At 40.3% G+C, this 12,813-nt stretch carries 11 protein-coding genes and 1 tRNA gene; 9 read left to right on the top strand and 3 right to left on the bottom strand.

Annotated features, from left to right (window positions below; translation table 11 throughout):
- Window positions 1-451: 451 nt before the first annotated feature.
- The gene (locus NOS7107_RS22480) at window positions 452-1,375 is read right to left on the bottom strand and encodes an NAD(P)H-dependent glycerol-3-phosphate dehydrogenase (RefSeq protein WP_044501070.1); all 924 of its coding nucleotides are present in this window, start codon (window positions 1,373-1,375) and stop codon (window positions 452-454) included.
- Between the two features lie 68 nt (window positions 1,376-1,443).
- Window positions 1,444-2,337 carry a lipoyl synthase gene (gene lipA / locus NOS7107_RS22475; protein WP_015115237.1) on the bottom strand — a complete coding sequence of 298 codons (894 nt, stop codon included), beginning with the start codon at window positions 2,335-2,337 and terminating at the stop codon, window positions 1,444-1,446.
- A 187-nt stretch (window positions 2,338-2,524) separates the two neighbouring features.
- Between lipA and NOS7107_RS22470 the strand changes: the two genes are divergently transcribed.
- The 9 genes from NOS7107_RS22470 (at window position 2,525) to NOS7107_RS22430 (ending at window position 10,139) form a co-directional block, all read left to right on the top strand.
- Window positions 2,525-2,598: transfer RNA gene (locus NOS7107_RS22470), tRNA-Pro, on the top strand.
- A gap of 609 nt (window positions 2,599-3,207) precedes the next feature.
- The gene (locus NOS7107_RS22465) at window positions 3,208-3,513 is read left to right on the top strand and encodes a PqqD family peptide modification chaperone (protein ID WP_015115236.1); all 306 of its coding nucleotides are present in this window, start codon (window positions 3,208-3,210) and stop codon (window positions 3,511-3,513) included.
- Complete coding sequence (locus NOS7107_RS22460; protein WP_015115235.1) at window positions 3,497-3,928, top strand: lasso peptide biosynthesis B2 protein; 432 nt, start codon at window positions 3,497-3,499, stop codon at window positions 3,926-3,928. Before NOS7107_RS22465 ends, NOS7107_RS22460 begins: the two co-directional genes overlap by 17 nt.
- Before the next feature lie 3 nt (window positions 3,929-3,931).
- Window positions 3,932-5,965, top strand: coding sequence for a lasso peptide isopeptide bond-forming cyclase (locus NOS7107_RS22455; protein WP_015115234.1), 2,034 nt, complete (start codon window positions 3,932-3,934; stop codon window positions 5,963-5,965).
- Window positions 5,966-6,072: 107 nt separating this feature from the next.
- Window positions 6,073-6,252 carry a lasso peptide gene (locus NOS7107_RS22450; RefSeq protein ID WP_015115233.1) on the top strand — a complete coding sequence of 60 codons (180 nt, stop codon included), beginning with the start codon at window positions 6,073-6,075 and terminating at the stop codon, window positions 6,250-6,252.
- A gap of 281 nt (window positions 6,253-6,533) precedes the next feature.
- Entirely contained in the window at window positions 6,534-6,734 is a 201-nt protein-coding gene (locus NOS7107_RS22445; RefSeq protein ID WP_015115232.1) for a lasso peptide, read from the top strand.
- A 167-nt stretch (window positions 6,735-6,901) separates the two neighbouring features.
- Window positions 6,902-7,096, top strand: coding sequence for a lasso peptide (locus tag NOS7107_RS22440; RefSeq protein ID WP_015115231.1), 195 nt, complete (start codon window positions 6,902-6,904; stop codon window positions 7,094-7,096).
- 279 nt (window positions 7,097-7,375) lie between these two features.
- Window positions 7,376-8,263, top strand: coding sequence for an Hpr(Ser) kinase/phosphatase (locus tag NOS7107_RS22435; RefSeq protein WP_015115230.1), 888 nt, complete (start codon window positions 7,376-7,378; stop codon window positions 8,261-8,263).
- 58 nt (window positions 8,264-8,321) lie between these two features.
- Window positions 8,322-10,139, top strand: a complete 1,818-nt coding sequence (locus NOS7107_RS22430; RefSeq protein ID WP_015115229.1) for an ABC transporter ATP-binding protein — start codon at window positions 8,322-8,324, stop codon at window positions 10,137-10,139.
- 41 nt (window positions 10,140-10,180) lie between these two features.
- Here the strand turns inward: NOS7107_RS22430 and modB are convergent, their stop codons facing one another.
- The gene (gene modB, locus NOS7107_RS22425; protein ID WP_015115228.1) at window positions 10,181-11,992 is read right to left on the bottom strand and encodes a molybdate ABC transporter permease subunit; all 1,812 of its coding nucleotides are present in this window, start codon (window positions 11,990-11,992) and stop codon (window positions 10,181-10,183) included.
- Window positions 11,993-12,813: the final 821 nt, after the last annotated feature.

The raw sequence follows: 12,813 nt of genomic DNA, 5'->3' as shown, positions 1-12,813 counted from the left end.
AATAGAACCCGAAGGGTCAGCTAATCAAAATCAACTGTTGCTATTGTTCCCGTGATTCAAGATGAAATAACACGGTAGAGGATTCCAATACAATTTTTTTTCAAAAACTGCACTAGTGTTTCCAACATTAAATGCCGAAATCCTTCAGCAGCTGAACATTTGATTGAACCAATAGCTATTCAAATCTACAGATAGGCTTTAATTTCTGAGCTACCTAGTCAGTATTTCAACTTAATAAGTGATAAATGTTACTTTGCTAACTGGTATAAACATCTTTCAGTAAAGTTATGTTTAACATCTGGTTAGTCATATCTACATGGCTTTAAAACTAATTTCCTGACGATTTACTATTTTCTGTCTCAGGATTTCTTGGGAATCAGTGGAGGTAAAAAGAAAAGCCAATGAAGTATGAAATTTCATACTGCCTTGCGGATTTTTACTTTTAACTTTCTCAGTGATACTCTGGCTTGATGTCGCGTAGCATCAGTTCATCAAGTGCTTGTTGAGGGGTAACTTCACCCTGAAGTAACCGATAAACTTGTTCAGTGATGGGCATATAGATATTTTGTTTCTGGGCTAATTGCATCAAAACTTGGCAAGTATTGACTCCCTCAGCTGTACCTGGCAAATTAGCCAGAATATTTGTCAGGCTTTGACCACAAGCCATTTGATAGCCGACTTGGTAGTTACGACTTAAAGGACTATTGCAAGTAGCTAACAAATCTCCCAGACCTGACAAACCATAAAAAGTTTCCGTCTTCGCACCTAAAAAATTACCGATGCGAACCATCTCTGTAAGTCCACGGGTAACTAAAGCTGCTTTGGCGTTGGTTCCCAATTGTAAGCCATCACATACACCAGCTGCGATCGCTATCACATTCTTCAGTGTTCCTCCTAATTCCACACCTAGAGGATCGGGATTGGTATAAACGCGGAAACGCGGTGCAGAAAATATTAACTGCACTCTTTCCGCCGCAGTGATGTTATTGCTGGCCACGACAGTAGCAGCTGGTAATGATTGTTGAATTTCTGCTGATAAATTTGGGCCAGATAATACAACTACTGCATGATGAGGAAATGCAGCTTGCCAAATTTGAGTCGGCGTAGCGCTGCTTTGTGGATCTAACCCTTTGGTGGCTGTGACAAAAATTGTCTCTGGTGAAAGGAGGTAAGATTGTACTTGCGAAGCTACAATTCTTACCCCTTTCATAGAAATAGCAGATAGCACTATGTGAGCATCTTGGATAACGGCTTCAAGTGTTTTTGTTCCTTGACGCGACCACAGTCTAACACTATGACCATTGGCCGCTGCTAGATTTGCTAAAGCTGTACCCCAAGCGCCTGCACCCAAAATTGCAATAGTAATTTCTTGCACCACTTTCAACAGTTATTCAGTTATCAGTTATCAAGTCTACTCCGTGTTCACTGTTTACTGATAACTGTTCACTGATTTATCAGCACTGGTCTGGGATAACGTTGCATTAATTTCCTGACTTGTTCAGCATGATATGAACTTCTGGTTAAGGGAGAAGACACTACTTGTAAAAATCCTAGTTCTTCACCAAATGCTTGCCAAGCAGCAAATTGTTCTGGGGTAATAAACGCATCGACTTGCAAATGTTTTTGACTGGGCTGGAGATATTGCCCAATTGTCAAAATGTCACAATCGACGGCGCGTAAGTCTTGCATGACTTGGCGGATTTCGCTATCGGTTTCGCCCAAGCCCACCATGATGCCAGATTTAGTATATACCCAAGGTGCAATTTGCCGCGATCGCTGCAATAATTCAAGAGTGCGATCGTACTTTCCTTGGGGACGTACCCGACGATAAAGGCGAGGAACTGTTTCTGTATTATGGTTGAGTACCTCTGGACTAGCTTGTAGAATTATCTCCAAAGCATTCCAGTTACCACATAAGTCAGGAATTAATACCTCAATTGTGGTGTGAGGTGAGACACTACGCACCGCTGTAATGCACTCCACAAACTGGGAAGCGCCGCCATCTGGTAAATCATCTCGGTTGACAGAAGTAATTACGACATGATTCAGCCTCATACGGCGAACTGCTTCTGCTAATCTAGCTGGTTCTGTAGGGTCTAAAGGTTTCGGCTTTTTCTCAAAATCAATATCACAGTAAGGACAAGCACGGGTACAAGCTGGCCCCATAATCAAAAAAGTGGCAGTACCTGCATTGAAGCACTCACCAATATTCGGACAGGACGCTTCCTCACAAACCGTATTGAGTGCTAAATCCCGCAAAATTTCTTTAACGTTACCGACGCGCTCCCATTGAGGCGCTTTTACTCGCAACCAGTCTGGCTTTTGGTTAACAGTCACAATCCACTCTTACCACTAAAAGTTATACAAATCTAATCGTAGCAAGCAATCTATATATATAGTTGTCATTGGTCATTTTGTTCTCCTGCCCCATACAGTTCAATATCAGCTTGTTTTTTAGTTTCTCTGTCTACTCGCTTTTTCAATACATTTGTGATATTATAGGGAAAGTATTTGCTATTTTTAGCGGGATGTAGCGCAGCTTGGTAGCGCACTTCGTTCGGGACGAAGGGGCCGCTGGTTCGAATCCAGTCATCCCGATATAAGTTTTGAGCTTCAGCAATTATTCTGAGTGTCCTGAAGAACTTATCTTTGGCTTCGGGAACTTTTTGCTTATTACTTTGTCCACAAAGGTCAATTACATTCTTAGCAAGCCAATTTAAATTATGAATAGTTCTCAAGTCAAGGTGAGATATCCTTCAAAAGATATATTGACTTCAGGGAAATAATTTTGAAATATTATTTTTGTCATTGATAGATAGGAAAACAAGTATACTTTTTATCGTTGCATACTTGTAGTTATTTTTTGCCTTTTTTTCCAGTCAAAAATGTGACTTCGTTGCATCTCAATACTTGTATCCTAAGCAATTAAAAACATCAGAAACTTTTTAGTCATGGAAATTACTTAACTGGTAGTTGATGTATTTATTACTTTAATATGCCGTTGAACATTTCTAATTGAGTAGACGAATTAACTACAGAGAGTAAAGCTATATGACTATATTATATTACTTCACAATTGCTTTATAAAGTTAGCTAGTTTGAAAATAAAGGATGAAGATATAACTTTTACGTCACAGTAATTTCCACAATAATGATATAAAGTTACTTTAGTATAAACAATTAAAATTCAGTGAATACACCACAATAATGCTGACAAAATTAAGTTCATCTGAAAACCTTAGTGTAGTAGCCTCAAGAGAACAAATTTGTTCAGAATTACAAGGAGAAGTGGTTATCCTTGATATTAAATCTGGTGCTTACTATGGACTGAATCAAGTAGGGGCTAGTATATGGAATTTCATTCAGTCACCCAAGACTATCCAAGAAATTCAAGATGCCATCTTAGCAGAATATGAAGTAGCAGCAGAGGTATGTAAACTTGATATTTCGGCTTTGCTAGAAGACTTAGCAGCGAAAGGATTGATCGAAATTAAGAATGAAGTATCTGCTTAAAATACTGCAACTAACCAACAGCGATCGCCAATTTTTATTAGGTACGTTCGTTTTACTAGGATTAGTACGGCTGGGAATGCGGTTACTATCATTTAATTATTTAAGAAAACTTATAAATCAACACAGTAAGCCAAACCCCAGAGTAGAAACAGTTTCTTTGAACAAAATTGTTTGGGCAATCAATATTAGCACGCGTTACACACCGGGTGGAGCTAAATGTCTAGCGAGGGCTTTAACGTGTCAAGTGTTAATGACTCGCTATGGTTATTCACCCGAATTACGTATCGGAGTGGTTAAAGGTGAAGCTGGAAACTTAGAAGCTCATGCTTGGATTGAAACTCAAGGACAAGTAGTCATCGGCTATCTTCCTGATCTCTCACGCTTTACTCCATTGCCGTCTTTTGCAGGGATATAAATCATGAGTGGTATAGTTGGCATTTACAATCTAGATAGTCAGCCAGTAGAGAAGAAAAAGCTGGCCTTAATGGTAGATGCGATCGCTCATCGTGGGTCTGATGGTGCAGATATCTGGTGTTCTGGCGCAGTTGGCTTGGGTCATCGGATGCTGTGGAGTACGCCAGAATCGCTGCTAGAGAAATTACCTTTAGTTGATAGTACTGGTGAGTTAGTTATTACAGCAGATATCCGCATAGATAACCGAGAAGAACTAATATCTGCATTATCCATTGATAATTGCCCACAAGAAAAAATCACAGATAGCCAGTTAGTACTGGCGGCTTACGAAAAATGGGGTGAACAATGCCCAAAAAAATTATTGGGTGACTTTGCATTTGTAATTTGGGATCAGCGGAAGCAGACATTGTTCTGTGCCAGAGATCATTTTGGCATCAAACCCTTGTATTATTACTATCAACCTGGAGAAAAGCTTTACTTTGCTTCGGAGATGAAGGCGCTTTTGTGTTTACCAGGAGTGCCGAAAGTGGTAAATGAAATTGCGATCGCCAATCATTTACACCCATTTACAGAAGATAAATCTATCACTGCCTATAAAAATATCTATAGATTGCCTCCGGCTCACACAATGACAGTGAGTTACACGAGTGGATTAATATCTCACGCCTACTGGTCTTTAGAAGTGGGTGAAGAGTTAAGACTAAACTCAGATGCAGAATATGCAGCAGCTTTCCGAGAGGTGTTTACCGAGGCAGTGCGTTGTCGTTTACGCAGTGCATTTCCTGTTAGCTGTCACTTGAGTGGTGGCTTAGATTCCTCTTCCATTGCTTGTGTAGCCAGAGATATCTTATTACAAGAAAAAAACGCACAACTGCACACTTTCTCAAATATTTTTGCAGATGTTCCTGAATGTGATGAACGCCAATACATTAACCCTGTATTAAATCAGGGTGGATTTATCCCCCATTATGTCCACGCCGATCAATCAGGCCCCTTATCGGAATGGCAGGACTACTATAAATATATGGAAGAACCCTTTATTGGGCCTAGTCATTTTCTGGTATGGGGATTAAATCGGGCTGCTCAACAAGCAGGTATTCGCATTTCCTTAGATGGTTTTGATGGTGATACAACAGTATCGCACGGCGTGACTTATTTCGCCGAGTTAGCACGTCAAGGAAAATGGCAGACGTTTATCCAAGAAGCTCAGGCCATATCTCAACACTTTAATACCTCAGTTGCCGCAATTTTCTACGAATATGCCATTACCTATTTACAGGAGTTAGTCAAGCAGAGAAAAATGCTAACTTTTGTGCAAACTGCGCTGCAAATTAGTCAGCATTTTCAAGTTTCGCGGCGGAAATTGTTCGTCACTTACGGAATTAAACCCTTAGTTCCTCAATATATCTTGAAGATTTGGCGATCACTCCGTGGTCACAAACAAAATCAACCCCAAGTTACTTCTTTAATCAACCCGCAATTCGCCAAAACAGTCGGGATAAATCCTCTAACACAATCTCAGGATCAAGACCAAAGTCGCGCCGTAACAGTGAGAGAAGAACAGTGTCGTACCTTAAACTCCACCTTGTTCACCACAGTATTGGAATTAGGCGACCTATGTTCTGCGGCATTTTCTCTAGAGTCACGTCATCCCTTTATGGATAAACGTTTGATTGAATTTTGCCTCTCTCTACCACCAGAACAAAAACTCAATCAAGGATGGTCTCGCTTCATCATGCGGAAAGGTTTAGATGGTATTCTTCCCCAAGAAGTGCAGTGGCGTGGCGGCAAAACAGATATGAGTCCCAACTTTCAGCGTGGGTTATTGCATTTTGATCGACTGCTCGTAGATCAAGTAATTACTAACGATGGCAGTAATCTTCAAGAATTTGTGGATCTAAACACACTCCGCAGATACTACGACAATCTTATATCTACAACAGAGGATGCAAATGATGATTCGACAATTCCAGTTTGGAAAGCTTTAACACTCTCTCTTTGGCTAAATCATAACCAAAAAAACCATAAGTCGGACTAGGGGTAGTGCGTTTTTAGCCTGCTCCTACCTAGACTGAATTGGTGAATATCTTAAAGCCAATATCTAGTCCAGTACAAAGATCAACAAAAACAACAGGAGACTTAACAATGAAAAAAGCTTACGAAGCTCCTCAACTCACAAACTACGGTAGTGTTCAAAACATTACCAATGCTTTTGGTAGCGCAGGTGGAAGAGATACCTTCCTAATTGGAAGTAATCCTACTCCTGTTCCTGGTTCAACTATTGGACTCAGTGGTTCCCAAAATGGGGTACTCATTCCCAACTAGGACAAATAACGGTGAAACAATACCATTTTGGTAATTTGTTCCATACGCTCTTTGGCTAAATCATCACCAAAAAAACCATAAGTCTGACTAGGGGCAGTGCATTTTTAGCCTGCTCCTACCTAGACTAGATTGGGGATAGTTCCCAAGCCAATATTTATAGCAAAGTGCTGAGTATAATCCATTAGCTATCAGGCTTTGAGTAATCAATATTGACCTAACCTAAATGACTACGGCTAGATATTCCCGCAAAAGATAAACAAAGCAAGCAAGAGACAGAAAATATGAAAAAAGCTTATGAAGCTCCTCAAATAACAAACTACGGTCGTGTTCAAGATGTTACTAATGCTTTTGGTGATGATGGTTCGGCGGATACTTTCCAAGTCGGGAATAATCCTACTCAGTTTCCTGGCGAAATTCTAGGGCTGAGTGGTTCTGCTGCTAATGGAATAATCATTCCCGTAGGTAGCAATCGAGGAAGATGAATACTTAACACTTGCTCTTGGGCTGAATTATATCCCCATTAAAACCATAAGTCGGACTAGGGGCAGTGCAGCTTCAGCCTGCTCCTACCTAGACTGAATTGGTGAATGTCTCAAAGCCAATATCTAGTTTAGTAAAAAATAAACAAAACCCACAGGAGACTCAAACAATGAAAAAAGCTTACGAAGCTCCCAAATTAACAAACTACGGTAGTGTTCAAAACGTTACACATGCGTTTGGTAGACCAGGAGAAACGGATACTTTCCAAATCGGTGACAATCCTACTCAGTTTCCTGGCGAAGTACTAGGGCTAGAAGGTTCCGTTAATGGGGTACTTAATCCCGTACCCCGCGTACCCCGATAATAGTTCTAAACAAGTTATGAGTGTAATAGTAACAACTACTTTTACCATTACACCCAAATATACTCCAGAGCTAAGATAAGCTTCAGTAGTCCTAGAAAATAGAGCTTTTTAGGACTACTGGAAAACTTAAATCAGATGATTGGAAACATCAGGAAATAGTATTCCTGATGGCTTCCTTTATTACAGATTGCCAAAACTTTGTCAACATAACAGCATTAGTAAAATTGAGTTTTGCATCAACAAAAATAGTTATTCAGTAGTCATTCAGCAATATTTTAGATGTACGTTTACACTGCATATAACTTAGGTATTCACTCTGAATTTCCCTTACCTGAACTCATCCCCAGTGATAAACCAGCAGATGTAGTTATCCGCTTGGGTAAGCTAAATGAACCACAACAAAAGCGTAGTGATGGTGGCAACCACCTCTTAGCTACAATTGCCGAATTCGGTATGGTGTTGGTGAAAGACGGTAAAGAAATTGTTATTGATCCCAACCCTGGTGTTGATGAAGCATTAATTCGGACTTTTCTGCTAGGTGTAATTATTTGCGTATTGCTCAGACAGAGGGGCTTGCTTGTACTTCATGCTAGTAGTGTAGTCATCAATGATCGTGCTGTAGCCTTTATGGCCGACTCAGGTTTTGGCAAGTCAACGTTAGCCGAATGTTTTCACGCTCATGGCTACAGTATTTTGACAGATGATGTTTTGGCAATTCAAGTTGGTGAAAAACAACCGCTAGTAATTCCTGGGTTTCCGCAAATTAAGCTATGGCCAGATGCGGTGGCTTCTTTTGGCCATGTACCAGAAAGCTTACCTTTACTAAATTCCCAAACGGTGAAGCGCGTTCATCGATTGCAAGACGGCTTCTTTCAACAATCTGTACCTCTGCAAAAAATTTATGTTTTAGCTTGGGGAACTCACTCAGAAATAGTTCCTTTAGAAGCAAAACAAAGCTTTGGAGAATTAGTCCGACATTCTAGAGAAATGCAAGCCTTGACTGCACCAGAATTTCTCAAAGAACATTTTAGGCAATGTATGAGTGTAGTTCAACAAGTGCCGATTTATAGTTTACGACGGCAACATTCGTTAGCGGCACTACCTGAGTTGGTGAAGTTAGTAGAAAATGAACTTGTTCAGGAAAACTTATCTGCCGTTACAATTTAAAGTCTAAGAAATTAGAGTTGACATTTGCACATTCTTTACTGCGATCGCCATTTTAAATATGCAACTAGGCAAAAAAATTCGAGATAAGCTGCAAAATACTCTACGACTTTTGCCGGCATTGCGTTTAGTATGGCAAAGTAGCCCTGGTTGGACGATCGCTCGTGTAGTCTTACTGACTATTCAAGGTATTTTACCAGTAGTCTCAATTTATCTCTCGAAACTCATTATTGATGCCGTAGCTGCTAACGTGAGCCTAGCAGACAAGGCATTAGCATTTCGTAACGTCTTAATTTTAATCGTTATAGCTGGTGGAGTGACTTTATTAACTACTCTGGCTAACTCCTTAACAGAACTAGTCACCACTGCCCATTCTCAACGGGTAACGGACTATATGCAGGGAATTATTAACGCTAAATCTATTGAAGCTGACCTAGAGTACTACGAAAATTCTTTATACTACGATACCTTACAAAGAGCGCAACAAGAAGCACCTTATCGACCACCGCAAATTCTCAATCGTCTAGCACAGATTGGGCAAAATAGTATTTCCCTAGTAGCAATGATTGGGTTGTTACTAACACTCCATTGGGGAATTTTGGGTGTTTTATTTGTGGCTGCGTTACCTGCAATGTTAGTGCGTGTCAAATATAGCCGCATTATGTATGATTGGCAGCGCAAATGGACACCGATGCAACGTCAAGGTTTTTATTTGGCTTGGATGCTGACATCAGACCAATTTGCGAAAGAAATTCGCTTATTTGATTTAGGTCACTACTTTAGTAATTGGTATCTCCGCATCCGCAGACAAATCTATAAAGAAAGTCTGAAAATTTTTACCCGCCGCTTTATTGCTAACTTTGCAGCCGAAGCGATCGCTGGAATTCTTATATTTGCTATTTATGCTTTAATTATCTATCAAGCTATCAACGGAGTTCTCCGTTTGGGTGATTTGGTGCTTTATTATCAAGCACTACAACGAGGACAGAATGATATTAAAAGTTTATTAGCCAACATTTCGGCGCTTTACGAAGATAATTTATTTTTAGGTAATCTCTACGAGTTTCTTGACCTTAAACCCAGATTAGTTGATTCGGTAAATCCCAAACCAATACCGCGACCAATACAGACAGGGATTGTGTTTCATGATGTGAGTTTTCAATATTCCACTACAACCCGTCAAGCACTACATAATATTAACTTAAACATTAAACCGGGAGAAGTAGTAGCATTAGTTGGTGAAAATGGTTCGGGGAAAACGACTTTAATTAAATTGCTATGTCGCTTGTATGATCCAACAGCTGGTAGCATCACTATTGATGGTGTTGATATCAGAGACTATAAAATTGCCGAATTACGCCGTGACATCAGCGTGATTTTTCAAGACTACGCTAAATACAACTTTACTGCCCAAGAAAATATTTGGTTAGCTAATATTGAATTGCCTGCTAATCGAGAAAGTATTATGACGGCGGCGCGTCGTTCTGGTGCGGATGATATGATTACTAAATTACCCAAAGGGTATGACACCATTTTGGGTAAATTATTTGATCAAGGAGAAGAATTAAGTATTGGTCAGTGGCAAAAAATAGCCTTGGCGCGGGCATTTTTAAGAGATTCTCAGTTGATAGTTTTAGATGAACCGACTAGTGCAATGGATCCGAAAGCGGAATATGAAGTGTTTGAAAAATTCCGCCAATTGATCCAAAATCAAGCAGCAATCTTAATTAGCCATCGCTTATCTACAGTTAAGATGGCCGATCGCATTTATGTTATGGAAAACGGCACAATTGTTGAAAGTGGGACTCATAATGAACTAATCCAGTTGGGTAGTCGTTATGCCTATTTATATGAAACCCAAGCCAAGCAATATCGTTAGTGATAGTACCGAGTTATAATTAACACTTCAGATTTTTTCTACTAGCTTTCCATCAAAATCAACCGTATGGGGTCTAAACGCACATACCAAGGGAAAGGTTGGTCTTTGATCTGCACCCATTTCTCTTTGAAAACCTCCGCTTGCAAATGATAGTCTTGGAGATTATTGGGAGCAGTATGTAATTTAAAAAATAATGTCATGCGATGAGGCGTTTCACTGGTTCGCACTAGCCAACACGGAAAGGTATTAACTTGAGTTGAATCAGGGGAAAAGATCAGTTGATGAGCGCGAATACCAACGTGAGATAGTTCGTCAGGAATTGGTTGAACAACATCGAGGTGACAACCCCAATCCAGTGCTTGTATTTTTTGGGTTCCTTGAATGACAGCGCGAGAAAAATTCTTACAACCAGTTAATTGAGCCACACTCACACTAGCAGGATGCTCGAAAACATCATATTTAGAACCGTGATGTATGGCTTGACCATGTTCTAACACCAATAAATTTGGACAAACTCGGTAAGCTTCATCCATGTTATGGGTGACAAATAAAGCCACACCTTGATAATCTGCTAAAGTTGCTGTCATCTGCTGTTCTAATTGACTACGCAGATGAGTATCGAGGGCGGAAAAAGGTTCATCTAAAAGTAAGGCTTCTGGTTGACTGGCTAAGGCTCTAGCTAATGCTACCCGTTGCTGTTGACCACCGGAAAGTTGATGGGGATAGCGATCGCCTAATCCTGATAATTGCATTGCTATGAGTTGTTCTTCGATTTGTACCCGCACACTTGACGCAGATAATCCTTGCGGTAAACCAAAGGCGATGTTTTCCGCCACTGTCATATTTGGGAACAGCGCATAATTTTGGACTAAAAAACCAATGTGGCGATCGCGGCTAGGTAAATTAATTCCTTTCTCGGAATCAAATAAAACTCTCCCATTCAAAACTATTCGCCCTCTAGTTGGCGTTTCAATTCCCGTAATGCACCGCAGAATCATACTTTTACCTGCACCGGAACCACCCAATAATCCTAGTGGTTGCTCGTTGGTACTAAAGGAAACTTGCAAATGAAAACTGGGTAATTTTTTTTCAATGTCTACAAACAGTCTGACTTCAGAAGTTGGTGTAGATAAAACAGCAGATTCCGCCACTCGTCTTTCTTGTCTTCTTATCCCAACATCTTTGCGTCGCCCTTTACCTCTGGTTTCTTGCCAAAAATTGACCGCAAAAATCCCCGATAAAGAAATTACCATAATAGCGATCGCCCAGAACCAAGCTTCATCCATTGCGCCTGCTTCCACAGCAAAATAAATCGCCATTGGAATCGTCTGGGTTTGTCCGGGAATATTCCCCGCCAGCATTAACGTTGCACCGAATTCACCCAATGCACGGGCAAAAGCCAAAGTCGTTGCTGCTAAAATTCCCGGTAAAGCTAAAGGTAAACTAATTCGCCAAAAGATTGTTGATTCACTCGCGCCCAGAGTTCTCGCCACCCGCAGCAAATTACGATCAATTTGTGCAAAAGCTCCCAGTGCAGTTTTATACATGAGTGGGAAGGAAACCACCGTCGCGGCGATCGCTGCACCATACCAAGTAAAAACAATCGTCAAATCAAAAGGCTCCATAAGTTTTCCCACAGGCCCATTCTTGCCAAAAAATAACAGCAACAAAAAGCCGACAACAGTCGGGGGTAAAATCAGCGGTGCAACAAAGATGCTCTCAATCAAAGATTTGGCTTTGCCACGATAACTGAGCATCCAGTAAGCCGCAGCTATCCCGACGAAAAAAGTAATAAATGTGGCTAATAATGAAGTTTTCAGTGATATCCAAAGCGGTGATAAATCCTGTGGCATAATTTCTATAATCAAAGATGTTCCAATGTCCAAATAGTTAATAGTTAATGATTGTTTTTTACTCTTTCCAAGTAGCTAAAATAAAAATCATCTGCGTTTATCTGCGATTACTTATTCTTTCTTTTACTTCACTCCAGCTTTTACTTCACTCCAGCGCAATTCGATAACTCTGCTTGCTTATTAACGCTTTAAAATATCCAGGACTTACGCAAAAATAACGTAACTCCGTCATCGTAGGCGTTAGCCTTCCCGTAGGGTACGATAGGGAAGTAATCTCCCCTGACGCTGAGATTGCTTCCCTACACTTCGTTCCAGTCGCAATGACATTATTGGCGTTGCGTAAGTCCTAATATCAACTCCCAGCCAACACAGGACTAGTAGTTGTAGCTGATTTGGTTGTATCAATAACCAACAACTAAAAACTAAAATGCGCTTAGGACTCATTAGCAGTCTTTCAATTCATTTGTTCTTTACCAACCTAACACGAGAAAAGTTGGTAAAGAACACTAAATTATTGAAATACACAAAAATCTGGAATTTGTGTAACGAAGAATTCCAAATCTTAACCTATTAGCCTGAATGATTACATCTGTTAAGATCCCCGGCTTATTAAAGAAGCCGGGGATCTAGCAGATCAAAGCTCGACTATTCCTAGGCTGTCAATCAATTTTGGATTAATTCCGCCCTGAAGGTGTGGGGCTTGTACCGAAAATTCCCCATCCAAAATCTCAAATTTTTCGGTCAATAAAAAGCCCCCGGTTTTTGCCAGGGGTATCTATCTCTATCAGCATCAACCTATTCCTACAACAATGAGAATCGCA

This window comes from Nostoc sp. PCC 7107 (assembly GCF_000316625.1).
GTDB lineage: Bacteria > Cyanobacteriota > Cyanobacteriia > Cyanobacteriales > Nostocaceae > Nostoc_B.
This window is presented reverse-complemented; position numbering and strand designations above follow the sequence as displayed.

What these genes read in the sequence shown, in the direction of transcription:
- NOS7107_RS22465 (WP_015115236.1), top strand. Translation starts at nt 3,208, where the DNA reads ATGCTGACAAAATTAAGTTCATCTGAAAACCTTAGTGTAGTAGCCTCA.
- NOS7107_RS22460 (WP_015115235.1), top strand. Translation starts at nt 3,497, where the DNA reads ATGAAGTATCTGCTTAAAATACTGCAACTAACCAACAGCGATCGCCAA.
- NOS7107_RS22455 (WP_015115234.1), top strand. Translation starts at nt 3,932, where the DNA reads ATGAGTGGTATAGTTGGCATTTACAATCTAGATAGTCAGCCAGTAGAG.
- NOS7107_RS22450 (WP_015115233.1), top strand. Translation starts at nt 6,073, where the DNA reads ATGAAAAAAGCTTACGAAGCTCCTCAACTCACAAACTACGGTAGTGTT.
- NOS7107_RS22445 (WP_015115232.1), top strand. Translation starts at nt 6,534, where the DNA reads ATGAAAAAAGCTTATGAAGCTCCTCAAATAACAAACTACGGTCGTGTT.
- NOS7107_RS22440 (WP_015115231.1), top strand. Translation starts at nt 6,902, where the DNA reads ATGAAAAAAGCTTACGAAGCTCCCAAATTAACAAACTACGGTAGTGTT.
- NOS7107_RS22435 (WP_015115230.1), top strand. Translation starts at nt 7,376, where the DNA reads ATGTACGTTTACACTGCATATAACTTAGGTATTCACTCTGAATTTCCC.
- NOS7107_RS22430 (WP_015115229.1), top strand. Translation starts at nt 8,322, where the DNA reads ATGCAACTAGGCAAAAAAATTCGAGATAAGCTGCAAAATACTCTACGA.
- modB (WP_015115228.1), bottom strand. Translation starts at nt 11,992, where the DNA reads ATGCCACAGGATTTATCACCGCTTTGGATATCACTGAAAACTTCATTA.